We start from the raw sequence: 13408 nt of genomic DNA, 5'->3' as shown, positions 1-13408 counted from the left end.
GCGAAGCAATGAGTTGCTTACAAAGAGTCTTAAGTTAAGCCTGAGGCCTGTGCTGCGCTATTTGCATTTTTCCGCAGTTCTTTTTGTAAAAATAGCTCAACCGGCACAAAGGCGAAGGGAATAAAGGCGGCTAAGAGCATTAATAGCCAGATACCCAACGACCAGCTTTGTTTGTAGGCTGCAAGAAGTGACAGCACCAGATATAAAATAAACAGCGCACCGTGTGTCATGCCTAGTGTGTACACAAATTCCCTACCAATGAAACCAAGTGTTACACACAGAATAAGCAGGTAAGAGATGCCCTCTGTTAGGCTTGTGATTCGGAAAAAATTTAACACCTGAAGCTCCTAATGGCTGGCTGGGTGCGCATCATGCCGGAAGTTGTGACTAACTTATAGTGTCGCGCTGAATCAAGCACACAATAACCCCCTGCTAAACGCTGCAAAATACGATTTTGAACTGGGTAAATGTCCATAAGGACCTTGGTAGTATGCTTATATTCTATATTTAGATATACCGTTGTGGTACGGTTTGCCTGTGACGGTTTGTCACGTCAGTATTGAACAGCACTTGTTTTAGTGCGGAGTGCAGTAAAAGCAGATTCGATTGACTGTGAGGTGGGGATGAAAAAGTATCAGTGTATGACTTTGATAGCGGCGGGTTTAAGCCTAGCTATCTCTTCGGCGTCAGCCTTGGAGGGCGATGCGCAGGCCGGCAAAGAAGCTACTGTTATGTGCGTTGCTTGCCATCAGGGAGATGGTGGAGGGATGAATATACCAAAGGGTGAATCTTGGCCAGCACTTTCCGGTCTTGATGCAGATTATATGTATAAGCAGCTTCAAGATATTAAAAGTGGTGCAAGGGAAAGTGTGACGATGCAGGCTTTTGTTAACACGCTAACAGATAAGCAGATGAGAGATGTGTCTGTTTATTATAGTCAGTTACCTGCTGTAGCTGGTAAGGGCGGAGAAGATGTAACAGAGGAAGAGTTGGCGCATGGTGAGAAACTGGCCATGCAAGGTGATTGGGACCGCTATATCGTCCCTTGCAAAAGCTGCCATGGTCCAAATAACCAAGGGGCAGGCCAGCATTTTCCTGGCATCGCTGGGCAACATGCGGGATACATTTCCGATCAGTTGCACGCATGGAAAAAAGGGAAGCGTCATAACGATCCTCAGCACTTGATGCTAGCGATAGCAGAACGTTTAGACGATAACGATATCCGCGCTGTATCTGCGTGGCTTTCACGTCAGCCAGCACAGTAGTAAGGAGGCTAAGTCAATGAGAAATAGAACGTTTTTATTCGCTCAAGCAATCGCGGGTGCAGTAGCTTTATCAGCCAGTGCTGTTCAGGCGGATATACAATACCCAGTCAATAATCCTCAGCCCAAAGAAGGGCAGTATGTTCACGTGCCGCCTACGATGGAGGATTTGGAGAAAACTGAATTCCATCCAGAGCTTAAGCGCGTAATTCGGCGCGGTTATGACTTGTTTATGAATACGCAACAATTGCGTGGCAAAAACGTCTTTAACAGCATGAACTGCAGTAGTTGTCATATGGGTGAAGGCCGTTTGCCTTTCGCTGGTCCGGTGTGGCCTGCGGCAGTAATCTTACCGAATTACAGACCCAAAAACGATCATGTCAACAACCTAGAAGAGCGCATCGCTGGCTGCTTTAGCTTCTCCATGAATGGTCAGCCGCCGGAGTACGGTAGCGATGATATGATTGCCTTGGCTGCTTACCATCAGTGGTTAGCCAAGGGTGTGCCTATCTATTCATCAGGCAAAAATATGTATGGTCGTGGTTATCCAAAACTGGCTGAGCCTGAGCAGAAAATGGATTACCAGCGTGGCAAAAAAGTGTATGAAGAAAACTGCATGATTTGCCACTCTAGCGACGGTTCAGGTCTGGTGCAAAATGGTAAGGAAATTTTCCCGGCAGTGTGGGGCGATCGTTCCTACAACTGGGGTGCGGGTATCACGCGTCACTTTACCTTGTCATCCTTTGTGAAGCACAACATGCCACTAGGTCAACCTAATACACTGACCGATCAGCAGGCTTGGGATGTGGCCTATTACATTAATAGCCATGAGCGTCCGCAAGAACCGCGCTATACCGGTGATGTGAAGGAAACTAGAGAAAAATATCTGGATACCTTCCATGTGCACACCAATTACGGATTGAAGGTTGAAGGCCGTTTGTTGGGTGATCATAAGAATACGGGCGAGAAAGACTTCTTAAAACCCGATGTTCTGCGTCCACGCACCTATACCGCCGATTAAGCAGGTTGCAGTAATACAAAAAATGGACTCACACGAGTCCATTTTTTTTGTCGTACCCATCAGGTTTAAAGCGAATCACCCGCCTGTAAACAATCTGTGCGTTTGTGCGTATATCTAGCTATAATCCCCCATTTATTCATTTGCTGGATTTGGGGTTGCTATGACTAATGATGTTTTAACCTATATGCACGGGTTAGGGCAGGCAGCGCGGGATGCTTCGCGGGTGTTGGCCAGTGCTTCAACTGCACAAAAGAATAATGCTTTGTTAGCTACAGCGCAGGAATTAGAGCAGGCCAGTCAGTCGTTATTGGCAGCCAATGCTAAAGATATGGCTGCTGGGCGTGCGAACGGCTTGGATGATGCCATGCTGGATCGCTTAGAGCTAACGCCTAAGCGTATTGAGGAAATGATTGAAGGCTTGCGTCAAGTGGCGGCCCTTCCTGACCCCATTGGCGAAATTCAAGATATGCGCTATGTGCCTTCGGGTATTCAGCTGGGCAAAATGCGTGTACCGCTTGGGGTGATTGGTATTATTTATGAGTCACGCCCCAACGTAACGGTTGAAGCAGCTAGCCTGTGCTTAAAGTCTGGTAATGCGACCATTTTACGGGGTGGCTCTGAAGCGATTCATTCTAACCAAGCTATTGCTGAGTGCATTGTTCGCGCTCTGGCGACCACTGGCTTGCCAGCAACAGCTGTACAGGTAGTGGCGACGACAGATCGAGCGGCTGTAGGTGCGTTAATTACCATGCCTGAATTTGTCGATGTGATTGTACCGCGTGGCGGCAAGGGCTTGATTGAGCGTATTTCCCGTGAAGCCAAGGTGCCGGTGATTAAGCATCTTGATGGCGTGTGCCATGTCTATGTCGATGAATTTGCGGACGCAAAAAAAGCGATTCGTGTGGCGGATAACTCCAAAACGCAGCGTTATGCGCCCTGCAACGCCATGGAAACCTTGCTTGTTCACAGCTCGCAAACTGAGTCAGTACTCAAACCTTTGGTGGCGATATTTCAAGAGAAGGGTGTTGAGCTACGCGGTTGTTCACGCTGCTTAGAACACTTTGCCGATGCTATGCAACCGGCCACTGAAGAAGATTGGCACGCAGAATACAATGCACCAATCTTGGCGGTTAAAATTTTGGATTCGCTGGATGAGGCGATTAACCACATTAATACATACAGCTCGCAGCACACCGACAGCATTATTACGGAAAACTATACCCACTCACGTACCTTCTTGACTCGGGTGGATTCCAGCTCGGTGATGATCAACGCTTCAACCCGCTTTGCCGATGGTTTTGAATACGGTTTGGGCGCTGAAATAGGTATTTCTACGGACAAACTACACGCCCGTGGTCCGGTGGGTTTGTTGGGTTTGACGAGTGAGAAATACATAGTCTTTGGTGACGGGCACATACGTGGCTAAACGCGTTGCTGTTTTTGGTGGCACCTTTGATCCGGTTCATATAGGGCATTTGCGCAGTGCGCTGGAGGTGGCGCAGGCGCTCAAGCTGGATGCGGTACGCCTTGTTCCCAATGCGCTGCCACCGCACCGTGCTGCACCTAATGTCAGTGCACAGCAGCGTTTGCAGATGGTGGAGCTAGCGATTGCCAATGAGCCTTTGTTAACTGTGGATGCGCGTGAACTTAAACGTGATAAGCCTTCTTGGACCATAGATACACTTATATCAGTACGCCAAGAGTTGGCACCGCACGATCAGTTGTTTTTTGTGCTTGGTTGGGATGCTTTTTGTGGTTTATCTAGCTGGCATCGTTGGGATGAATTGTTAGAACACTGCCATCTGTTGGTATTGCAGCGCCCTGATATGCAACTGCAAGCACCAGCGGCTGTGCATGCGTTGATTGACAACAAAGTAGCTACTGATTGGCAGGAGATAACGAGTCCAGCCGGTTCGGTAGTTTTTTTACAGCAAACACCCTTGGCCGTTTCTGCAACGCAGATTAGAGCGCTGTTAAGCGAAGGCGAAAACATACGTTACTTAGTGCCGGATGCGGTTTTAGAATTTATACAAACACAGGGCTTATATCGGCCTGTTTAACTGAGGTTAGAAATTGAATGTTGCTTAATGAACAAGTAGTAGCTCTGGTAATTGAAGCGCTGGATGACGGTAAAGCCAAAAATATTTTGGATATTGATGTGCGCGGCAAAACCAGCGTCACTGATTTTATGGTGATTGCTTCGGGCACGTCGGCGCGTCATGTTAAAGGACTTGCTAATGCTGTTTTGGTCAAGGCCAAAGAGCAAGGCTGCAAACCTTTGGGCAGTGAAGGGTTAGACAATGGTGAGTGGGCGCTGATTGATTTGGGTGATGTGGTGGTGCATATCATGCAAGAAGAAGTACGCGAGTTTTATGACTTAGAAAAGCTTTGGCAGGGTGCTGAACAAAGCCGTATAGAGCAGGGTACTGTGCAGAGAGATTAAAGAGTGCGTGTTCGTTTAATCACTGTAGGCAGTAAAATGCCGCGCTGGGTGGAGGAGGGCTGGCACGCTTATGCTAAGCGTATGCCGCCCGAGCTACAGCTTGAATTGGTTGAAATACCCCTATCCACGCGCAGTAAAAATGCTGATATTGCTCGCCTGATTCGTCAGGAGGGTGATCTGATGCTGGCCAAAGTGCAGCCGGGCGAGGCTGTCGTTACCCTAGAGGTGAAGGGTAAGGCTTGGAGTACCGAACAGCTGGCGGTGGAGCTGGATAAGTGGCGCAATGACGCACGCACCGTCAATCTAATGGTGGGCGGACCCGAAGGCTTAGCGCAGCAGGTGATTGAACGTAGTGACCAGAAATGGTCCTTATCAGCGCTGACCTTGCCCCATCCTTTGGTGCGTATTTTGGTGGGCGAACAAATCTACCGTGCTTGGACTGTGTTAAGCGGTCATCCCTATCATAAGTAAATAGAGCTTACTTTTATGTCATCACCTATTCGATTAAAAGATCATGCGCGCGACAAACGTTTGATCCATTCTCGTTTAATGATGACTGGCGTGTTCATTTTATTGCTATCGATGGTGTTGGTAGCGCGCATGTATTACTTGCAGGTTGTGCAGTATGAGCACCACTCCACTTTGGCTGAAAACAACCGCATTCATGTGCAGCCTTTGCCGCCCACGCGCGGTTTAATCTACGATCGCACTGGTGTCATTTTAGCGGAAAATCGACCCAGCTTTAGTTTGACCATCACCAAAGAGCGTGCCGGCGAGTGGCAAGATGTACTGCAAAAGATTGTCGAGGTTTTGCAGCTCGATGAAGAAAACCTCATGTTGTTTGAAGAGCGGGTTGCACAGGCGCGACGTCCTTTTGAGCCGGTACCTATTTTATTTGAATTATCAGAAGAGCAGATCGCACTTATCGCGATCAATCAGTTCCGTTTGCCCGGGGTTGAGGTAGCTGCGCATCTGGTGCGTCACTACCCCAAGGGTAAAAGCTTTGCTCACTCGGTGGGTTATGTCGGTCGTATTAACGAAGATGAGCTAAAAAAACTCGATAAAGTACGGTACAGCGGCACGCACCATATCGGCAAAACAGGCGTTGAGCGGTTTTACGAAGATGAGCTACACGGCGAAGTGGGCTACGAGGAAGTGGAAACGAATGCCCGTGGACGCGTCTTGCGCGTACTGAAACGTAACGAAGCTCAATCCGGTAAGGATATTTATTTAACGCTGGATTATGAATTACAGCAGGTAGCCAAAAGAGCGCTAGCAGGGCGGCGTGGCGCGGTGGTTGCTTTAGTGCCTGATACGGGTGAGATTCTAGCTATGGTCAGTGAGCCAAGCTTTGATCCCAATCTGTTTGTTACAGGGATTAGTTTTAAAGCCTATGGCGAGCTAAGGGACTCAATCGATCAGCCTTTGTTTAATCGGGTTTTACGCGGTCTGTATCCGCCTGGATCAACCATTAAACCCATGGTGGCTGTTGCAGGTCTGGATACAGGAGTGATAACACCGAGCAGCAAGGTGTTTGATCCAGGGTTTTATCAACTACCCAACAATACCCACAAGTACCGCAACTGGAACCGTCTTGGCGATGGTTGGGTGGATCTTGATTTAGCTATAGCACGTTCCAATGATACGTACTTCTATGATCTGGCTTATAAGCTAGGTATCGATAATTTACACAAATACATGGACAGCTTTGGTTTTGGTCAGCGGGTAGCCTTGGATGTGTTTGGGGAAAGTGCCGGCCTGATGCCTTCCAGAGATTGGAAGCGTGCGCGCTATCGTCAGCCTTGGTATCCAGGTGAAACTTTAATTCTGGGTATTGGTCAGGGCTATATGCAATCTACGCCGCTGCAGTTGGCGCATGCGACTGGTTTAATGGCCACTCGTGGTAAGTGGGTACGTCCGCATTTGGCTAAAACAGTAGGTGGCGTGCCCGTGACTGATGAATCCCCACACCCGGATATTAAGTTATCTAACAGTAAGTATTGGGAGTCGGTGCGTGACGGTATGGAAAGCGTGATGCATGGAGCCAGAGGTACAGCGAGAAAAGTGGGTGAAGGCTCGCCATACAGAATCGCAGGGAAAAGCGGTACAGCACAAGTGGTTGCCATTAAACAGGGCGAAAAATACGACCGTGATAAGGTGCAAGAGCGCCACCGTGACCATGCTTTATTTATTGCCTACGCTCCCGTAGAGAACCCGCAAATAGCTGTTGCTGTAATGGTGGAGAACGGTGAGTCTGGCTCAGGTGTAGCAGCGCCGGTAGCAAAAATGGTATTGGATGGCTGGCTGCTTGGCCCAACGGCTGATGAAGACATTGAGCCACAGACTCAGGAAACAGAATAATGCAGAAGAAATTCGATGCTTTGCTTGATAGCGGTGATGTGACGCGTCGTCGAGTTTCTTTGTTGCAGCGGGTGCATTTAGATGGTTGGTTATTGCTGTTAATTTTGCTGATTAGTAGCGTGGGGTTTTTTATTCTGTATTCCGCGGGCAGTAAAAGTGAAGCTTTGCTGATTAAGCAGGCAAGCTCTTTTGCAGTGGGTTTATTTGTCATGGCTGTTATCGCTCAGCTAGAACCAAGGCTGATGGCGCGTTGGGCAGCAGGATTATACATAATTGGTTTTGGCCTGTTGGTTGTGGTTGAGGTGATGGGGCATAACGCCATGGGGGCGACCCGCTGGATAAATATTCCAGGCGTCATGCGTTTTCAACCCTCAGAATTAATGAAATTATTTATGCCGCTCGCTGTCGCATGGTATTTAGTGCGTCATAATCTGCCGCCGACTTTTAAACACATCGTGGTCAGTTTGTTGTTGATTGTGCTGCCCTGTGCGCTTATTGCACGCCAGCCCGATTTGGGTACATCCTTGTTGGTAGCGACTTCGGGCTTGTTTGTGTTGTTTTTAAGCGGCTTGCGTTGGCGTTGGATTATTGCTGCCATAGCGGCGGCTGTGCCAGCAGGTATAGTGACCTGGCTGTTTTTTTTGCGCAGTTATCAGCGTCAGCGTGTTATGACCTTTTTAAGTCCAGAGAGCGATCCGCTGGGCAGTGGCTGGAATATTATTCAGTCTAAAGCCGCTATAGGTTCTGGCGGTACTACGGGTAAAGGTTGGTTGGCAGGAACCCAGTCGCATTTGGATTTTTTACCTGAAAGCCATACTGACTTTATTATTGCGGTACTCGCTGAAGAGTTTGGTTTGGTGGGTGTGTGCCTGCTTTTACTCTGTTATTTATTGCTGATTGCGCGTGCGTTTATTATTACTTTGCAGGCACAAACAGTCTTTAATAAGCTGTTGGCGGGCTCTATTACACTGACATTTTTCATCTATGTTTTTGTTAACATAGGCATGGTTAGCGGGCTGCTACCCGTGGTGGGAGTGCCCCTGCCCTTCATTAGTTTTGGCGGAACATCCTTGGTAACACTGCTGTCAGGTTTTGGTATTTTGATGGCGATTCATACACATAGAAAATGGATTTCTTATGCGTAAATCTAGCTTTTATGGAAGGTGATTGTGATTAAGAAAACTCTATCTGCTTTGTTGTTAAGCTGTGGGCTGTCTACAGCTATGGCGCAAAACTATACTGAACAAGCTCAAGTACAGGATTTTATTGAAGAAATGGTGCTTGAATATGGCTTTTCAGCCGAATATTTACAGCAGGTTTTAGGTCAAGCAAAAAAGCAACAGAGTATTTTAGATGCGATTTCGCGCCCGGCCGAGCGGGTGAAGCCTTGGAAAGAATATAGACCCATTTTTTTAACCCAGCAACGCCTTGATAAAGGTCTAGCGTTTTGGCGCGAACATGAGCAAGCACTGGCGCAAGCAGAGCGAGAATATGGCGTTCCGGCAGAGTTTATCGTGGCTATTATAGGTGTGGAAACCATGTACGGTGGCAATACCGGTCGTTATCGCGTACTGGATGCGTTATCGACATTGAGCTTTGATTACCCACCGCGCGCGCCTTTTTTTCGTTCACAGTTAAGAGAGTTTTTGTTGCTGGTACGCGAAGAACTGTTTGAGCCAACCGAGTTAACAGGCTCTTATGCAGGTGCAATGGGTTTGCCGCAGTTTATGCCGGGAAGTTTTCGTGCGTATGCGGTAGATTTTAATCAGGACGGTAAAATAAATATTTGGACTGATGCTGAGGATGCTATTGGCAGCGTGGCTAATTATTTTATTAAGCATGGCTGGCAGCCTGAGCAGGACGTTGCTGTACAGGCACAGTTAAATAGCCAGGCAGCGGAGCAGGGTTTAACAGGTTCTTTGACGCCTAAGCATAGTTTTAAAGAACTAGCAGCCATGGGATGGAGCACAGAGCAAACGGTCAATGATGATGCTATGGTGACGGCCTTTAAATTGGCCGCAGAGCAGGGTGATGAGTATTGGTTGGGGTTAACAAACTTCCAAACTATTACCAAGTATAACCGCAGTGAAATGTACGCCATGGCAGTAACACAGTTGGCACACGAACTTGCACAGCAGTATCGGGATTAAGCGTAATGAGAAAACCAATATCTAAGTTTTGCTGGCTGCTAGCCATAGCAGTGTCTATCTCAGGCTGCCAAAACAGAGGCAAGATGGTCAGTCAGCCAGAAGCATCTATGCCTGCTGCGACTCAAACCATTAAGCGTACGGCAAAAGATGGTGCGCCCTGGTGGGATAAAGATGTGTCCAGCATACCTGACGCCGTACCAACGCCTCATTATGGTCCTTATAAAGCAGCACCCTATGCGGTTTTAGGTAAAAAATATTACCCTATACAGGATGCAAGCCAGTACCAAGAAACGGGCTTGGCGTCTTGGTACGGTACCAAGTTTCATGGGCAAGACACCGCCAATGGTGAAAAATACGATCTGTACGGCATGACCGCAGCGCACAAGACGTTGCCCTTGCCCAGCTATGTGCAAGTAACCAACTTGGATAATGGCGAAAAAGTAGTGTTGCGTGTTAACGACCGCGGCCCTTTTTATGCGGATCGCATTATTGACCTTTCTTTTGCAGCTGCGAAAAAGCTGGGTTTTGCCGAAAAAGGCGTGGCTAGAGTAAAAGTAGAAGGAATTAATCCTGAACAGTGGTGGGCACAGCAGGGCAAGCAAACGCCGGTGATGGGTACTTATCAAGCTTCGAATACACTTAAGCAAGACGCTGAGGAACAGTATGAGCCACCATTGGCACAGCATGCGGGCGCTGTATTGCCGTTACAGATACAGCAGCAAGCCACGCACAATATCACCACGGGTCTGTATCTGCAGGCGGGTGCTTTTGCGAATCCGGATGCGGCGCAGCTGTTACGTGATAAGCTGACAGATATGACGCAAAGCACGGTATTTGTGAGCTCCGTGGTCATTGAAGAGCAGGTTCTGCACCGCGTGCGTATCGGACCCATTGCATCACGCGACGACGCTGAACTCTTACAGCAGCGAATCCGGGAAGCTAACTTAGCAACCCCGTCTCTAGTTTTTAATAATTAGTCTGCACAACGAATCACATTGATTTGGCTGGAATTGGAATAAAAATGAAACTCAAAAAACGTGTTTATAAACTACTTTGTTTAGCCTTGCTTACCCTTACAAGTCATGCATATGCCGCCCAGCCGGTAATTCCAAGCATGCCTACGTTAGCTGCTAAATCCTATGTGCTCATGGATGCTGAAACAGGGAAAATACTGGTTGAGCATAATGGGCAAGAAGAATTGCCGCCAGCTAGTTTGACTAAACTGATGACGGCCTATATCGCTACTAAAGAAATACAAAACGGTCAAATTGCTGAAGATGACCTCGTAACTATTAGCGAGAAAGCTTGGCGCACAGGCGGTTCACGCATGTTTATTGAGGTGGGTAAACAGGTTTCGGTAATTGACCTGCTTCGTGGTGTAATTATTCAGTCCGGTAATGATGCTAGCGTGGCGTTGGCTGAATACATTGCCGGCAGTGAAGAATCCTTTGCCAGCATGATGAATGCCACCGCCAAAAACCTTGGCTTAACCAATACGCACTTTTTAAATGCGACAGGTTTGCCGATGGAGAATCATTATTCGTCAGCTATAGATATGGCTAAATTGGCGCGGGCGATTATCTATGATGAGCCTGAGCATTATGCAATCTACGCACAAAAAGAATTTATTTTTAATGATATTAAGCAGCAAAACAGAAACCTATTGCTCTGGCGCGATAGCACCGTAGACGGCTTAAAAACGGGTCATACGGATGAAGCGGGTTACTGTTTAGTCGCGTCTGCAGTGCGTGATGACATGCGTTTAATTTCAGTGGTTTTTGGAACCAAGAACGAAGCCAGTCGTGCTGCAGAAACACAGAAATTATTAACCTACGGCTTTAGATTTTTTGAAAACAGAACCTTTTATCCTAAAGGTACGGCGTTAGCCAGTCCGGTTGTTTGGAAGGGCAGCAAAAATCAAATTGACGTAGGTCTAGTTAAAGACCTCACTCTGACAGTTCCGCGCGGTCAAGCGCAAAAATTGACAGCAGAAGCCGTGTTAGATAAGGGAATCGTTGCCCCGGTAGAAAAGGGTACACGCCTGGGCATTGTTGAAGTGCGTTTAAGTGGTGAGTTATTGCATAGCGCTGATTTGGTTGCCCTAGAAACTGTAGAGCAGGGTGGTTTCTTTAAACGTATATGGGACAGTGTACGTTTGTTTTTTTATAATTTATTTAATTAATTTAAGCCCAGGGTGCGTGAGTCAAGCGTGCCTAGGATTACATGGTTAGCGGTCAAATTATGAGCAAAGTAGAACCCCAGCCCCCCAAAATAGAGTTTCCTTGTGCAGACTATCCAATAAAAATTATTGGTGATAACTGCGATAAATTTATTGATACGGTAGTGGGCATCGTTTGCCAACACTGCCCTGATTTTGAGCAGCAGGTAGAACAGCACTTAAGCAGCAATGGTCGCTTTATCTCGGTACGGGTATGTATTACCGCTCACGGTGAAGAACATCTAAGCAAGCTTAATGAAGCGTTACGCGAGACTGGCATGGTACGCATGGTGCTTTAATGCCCAGACATATCCAGCTACGCAATCTAGGTATGGTTCCTTATGAACCTGTTTGGCATGCGATGCAGCATTTTACCGATACACGTGACGAGCAGAACCTGGATGAAATCTGGTTACTGGAGCACCCCGCTGTTTTTACGCAGGGGCAGGCTGGCAAGGCTGAACATTTGCTGATGCCCGGCGATATTCCAGTGGTACAGGTGGATCGTGGCGGGCAGGTGACCTATCACGGTCCTGGCCAGTTGGTAGCCTATGTGTTAATTGATGTACGCCGCGCGCAAATGGGCGTGCGCGAGCTAGTGTCTAAACTAGAAACTACTTTGGTCAAGCTGCTAGCTGGTTACGGTATTGAGGCGTATGCCAAACCTGACGCACCGGGTGTGTATGTGGGTCAGGCGAAAATTGCATCGCTGGGTTTGCGTATCCGTAGAGGCTGTTCTTTCCATGGCTTAGCACTGAATGTGGACATGGATTTACAGCCTTTCCAGCGCATTAATCCCTGTGGTTATCAAGGCTTGGCTATGACCCAGATGGCCGCGCTCGTACAAACACCTGTTAATCTAATTGAGGTCGGGCAACAGCTAAGCACTATCCTTAGCGCAGAGCTTGGCTACCAACACATTATCCCGCAAAACGGTGGCATCGAATTATGAATAAGCAAACCCAAGCTGCAGCGCAAAAATCGCGTCCTGTTGAAACTGGAGTAAAACTACGTGGTGCTGAAAAGCTGGCACGTATTCCGATCAAAGTGATTCCAACGGATGATGTGCTGCGTAAACCTGATTGGATTAGGGTTAAAGTGCCGGTTTCGCCTGCAGTTGAGGGTATTAAACAAACGCTACGCCAGCACAAATTGCACAGCGTATGTGAAGAAGCCTCCTGTCCAAACTTGGGTGAGTGTTTCTCTAGCGGTACAGCTACCTTTATGATTATGGGTGATATCTGCACCCGCCGTTGCCCGTTTTGCGACGTGGGCCATGGCCGTCCCAATGCATTGGATGCGAATGAGCCGCATAACCTCGCCAAAGCCATTGCGGATATGGGCTTGAACTATGTGGTGATTACTTCGGTTGACCGCGATGATTTGCGTGATGGCGGGGCGCAGCATTTTGCTGATTGTGTACGCGAAATACGGGCGTTGTCACCGAATATTCAGATTGAAACTCTGGTGCCGGACTACCGTGGGCGTGAAGAAGTGGCGTTGGCAATTACAGCCCAGACTCCTCCGGATGTGTTTAACCACAACCTAGAAACCGTGCCGCGTTTGTACCGTGCAGCTCGTCCAGGTTCAGACTTTGAGGGTTCATTGGATTTGCTGGAGCGTTTTAAGCAGACAACACCCCAAGTGCCAACCAAGTCGGGCTTAATGCTAGGACTGGGAGAAACTGACGAGGAAGTGATCGAGGTGATGCAGCGTATGCGTGAGCATCAGATTGATATGCTGACCTTGGGGCAGTATTTACAACCTTCACGGGATCATATGCCGGTACAGCGCTATGTGCACCCAGATACCTTTGCGTGGTTTGCGGAGGAAGGCCTGAAAATGGGCTTTAAGAATGTGGCGTCGGGCCCTTTGGTGCGCTCGTCTTACCATGCAGATCAACAATCGCAAGAAGTTTTGTGAATCCTGTGTTAGGCCGCCTATATAGACTAA

Annotated in this window: 15 protein-coding genes; 14 read left to right on the top strand and 1 reads right to left on the bottom strand. The window is 48.0% G+C overall.

The features are described from left to right. Window positions 1-29: 29 nt before the first annotated feature. Complete coding sequence (locus tag QEZ41_RS07605) at window positions 30-338, bottom strand: DUF3817 domain-containing protein (protein ID WP_289410798.1); 309 nt, start codon at window positions 336-338, stop codon at window positions 30-32. Window positions 339-623: 285 nt separating this feature from the next. Between QEZ41_RS07605 and QEZ41_RS07600 the strand changes: the two genes are divergently transcribed. The 14 genes from QEZ41_RS07600 (at window position 624) to lipA (ending at window position 13378) form a co-directional block, all read left to right on the top strand. Next, window positions 624-1265, top strand: coding sequence for a c-type cytochrome (locus tag QEZ41_RS07600; protein WP_289410797.1), 642 nt, complete (start codon window positions 624-626; stop codon window positions 1263-1265). 16 nt (window positions 1266-1281) lie between these two features. Beyond that, window positions 1282-2283, top strand: coding sequence for a c-type cytochrome (locus tag QEZ41_RS07595; RefSeq protein WP_289410796.1), 1002 nt, complete (start codon window positions 1282-1284; stop codon window positions 2281-2283). A 160-nt stretch (window positions 2284-2443) separates the two neighbouring features. After that, window positions 2444-3709 (top strand): glutamate-5-semialdehyde dehydrogenase, encoded by a 1266-nt coding sequence (locus QEZ41_RS07590; protein WP_289410795.1) that lies wholly within the window; start codon window positions 2444-2446, stop codon window positions 3707-3709. Next, window positions 3702-4343 carry a nicotinate-nucleotide adenylyltransferase gene (gene nadD / locus QEZ41_RS07585; RefSeq protein ID WP_289410794.1) on the top strand — a complete coding sequence of 214 codons (642 nt, stop codon included), beginning with the start codon at window positions 3702-3704 and terminating at the stop codon, window positions 4341-4343. The genes QEZ41_RS07590 and nadD overlap by 8 nt, the downstream gene beginning before the upstream one ends. A gap of 17 nt (window positions 4344-4360) precedes the next feature. Beyond that, window positions 4361-4726, top strand: a complete 366-nt coding sequence (gene rsfS, locus QEZ41_RS07580; RefSeq protein WP_434556801.1) for a ribosome silencing factor — start codon at window positions 4361-4363, stop codon at window positions 4724-4726. A gap of 3 nt (window positions 4727-4729) precedes the next feature. Continuing rightward, on the top strand, window positions 4730-5197 hold the full coding sequence (gene rlmH / locus QEZ41_RS07575) for a 23S rRNA (pseudouridine(1915)-N(3))-methyltransferase RlmH (protein WP_289410793.1): 468 nt from the start codon (window positions 4730-4732) through the stop codon (window positions 5195-5197). A gap of 15 nt (window positions 5198-5212) precedes the next feature. Next, window positions 5213-7087 (top strand): penicillin-binding protein 2, encoded by a 1875-nt coding sequence (gene mrdA / locus QEZ41_RS07570; protein WP_289410792.1) that lies wholly within the window; start codon window positions 5213-5215, stop codon window positions 7085-7087. After that, window positions 7087-8232 (top strand): rod shape-determining protein RodA, encoded by a 1146-nt coding sequence (gene rodA / locus QEZ41_RS07565; protein ID WP_289410791.1) that lies wholly within the window; start codon window positions 7087-7089, stop codon window positions 8230-8232. The genes mrdA and rodA overlap by 1 nt, the downstream gene beginning before the upstream one ends. Before the next feature lie 78 nt (window positions 8233-8310). After that, window positions 8311-9237: a lytic murein transglycosylase B gene (gene mltB / locus QEZ41_RS07560; RefSeq protein ID WP_289410809.1), complete on the top strand. Its 927-nt coding sequence runs from the start codon at window positions 8311-8313 to the stop codon at window positions 9235-9237. A gap of 5 nt (window positions 9238-9242) precedes the next feature. Next, on the top strand, window positions 9243-10214 hold the full coding sequence (locus tag QEZ41_RS07555) for a septal ring lytic transglycosylase RlpA family protein (protein WP_289410790.1): 972 nt from the start codon (window positions 9243-9245) through the stop codon (window positions 10212-10214). Window positions 10215-10258: 44 nt separating this feature from the next. After that, on the top strand, window positions 10259-11419 hold the full coding sequence (locus QEZ41_RS07550; RefSeq protein ID WP_289410789.1) for a D-alanyl-D-alanine carboxypeptidase family protein: 1161 nt from the start codon (window positions 10259-10261) through the stop codon (window positions 11417-11419). Window positions 11420-11478: 59 nt separating this feature from the next. Then, the gene (locus QEZ41_RS07545) at window positions 11479-11754 is read left to right on the top strand and encodes a YbeD family protein (RefSeq protein ID WP_289410788.1); all 276 of its coding nucleotides are present in this window, start codon (window positions 11479-11481) and stop codon (window positions 11752-11754) included. Beyond that, the gene (lipB, locus tag QEZ41_RS07540; RefSeq protein WP_289410787.1) at window positions 11754-12407 is read left to right on the top strand and encodes a lipoyl(octanoyl) transferase LipB; all 654 of its coding nucleotides are present in this window, start codon (window positions 11754-11756) and stop codon (window positions 12405-12407) included. The genes QEZ41_RS07545 and lipB overlap by 1 nt, the downstream gene beginning before the upstream one ends. Continuing rightward, the gene (lipA, locus tag QEZ41_RS07535) at window positions 12404-13378 is read left to right on the top strand and encodes a lipoyl synthase (protein ID WP_289410786.1); all 975 of its coding nucleotides are present in this window, start codon (window positions 12404-12406) and stop codon (window positions 13376-13378) included. Before lipB ends, lipA begins: the two co-directional genes overlap by 4 nt. Window positions 13379-13408: the final 30 nt, after the last annotated feature.

Origin of the sequence: Thiopseudomonas acetoxidans (genome assembly GCF_030362935.1) — a bacterium.
GTDB classification, from domain to species: Bacteria; Pseudomonadota; Gammaproteobacteria; order Pseudomonadales; family Pseudomonadaceae; genus Thiopseudomonas; species Thiopseudomonas acetoxidans.
The sequence above is the reverse complement of the archived record's forward strand: the minus strand, read 5'-3'. Positions and strand labels throughout refer to the sequence as shown.

Excerpts from the sequence above, each read along its gene's own strand:
- lipB (WP_289410787.1), top strand. The coding sequence starts at position 11,754 with ATGCCCAGACATATCCAGCTACGCAATCTAGGTATGGTTCCTTATGAA.
- QEZ41_RS07555 (WP_289410790.1), top strand. The coding sequence starts at position 9,243 with ATGAGAAAACCAATATCTAAGTTTTGCTGGCTGCTAGCCATAGCAGTG.
- QEZ41_RS07595 (WP_289410796.1), top strand. The coding sequence starts at position 1,282 with ATGAGAAATAGAACGTTTTTATTCGCTCAAGCAATCGCGGGTGCAGTA.
- mrdA (WP_289410792.1), top strand. The coding sequence starts at position 5,213 with ATGTCATCACCTATTCGATTAAAAGATCATGCGCGCGACAAACGTTTG.
- rodA (WP_289410791.1), top strand. The coding sequence starts at position 7,087 with ATGCAGAAGAAATTCGATGCTTTGCTTGATAGCGGTGATGTGACGCGT.
- mltB (WP_289410809.1), top strand. The coding sequence starts at position 8,311 with ATGGCGCAAAACTATACTGAACAAGCTCAAGTACAGGATTTTATTGAA.
- lipA (WP_289410786.1), top strand. The coding sequence starts at position 12,404 with ATGAATAAGCAAACCCAAGCTGCAGCGCAAAAATCGCGTCCTGTTGAA.
- QEZ41_RS07600 (WP_289410797.1), top strand. The coding sequence starts at position 624 with ATGAAAAAGTATCAGTGTATGACTTTGATAGCGGCGGGTTTAAGCCTA.
- QEZ41_RS07590 (WP_289410795.1), top strand. The coding sequence starts at position 2,444 with ATGACTAATGATGTTTTAACCTATATGCACGGGTTAGGGCAGGCAGCG.
- rsfS (WP_434556801.1), top strand. The coding sequence starts at position 4,361 with ATGTTGCTTAATGAACAAGTAGTAGCTCTGGTAATTGAAGCGCTGGAT.
- QEZ41_RS07550 (WP_289410789.1), top strand. The coding sequence starts at position 10,259 with ATGAAACTCAAAAAACGTGTTTATAAACTACTTTGTTTAGCCTTGCTT.
- QEZ41_RS07545 (WP_289410788.1), top strand. The coding sequence starts at position 11,479 with ATGAGCAAAGTAGAACCCCAGCCCCCCAAAATAGAGTTTCCTTGTGCA.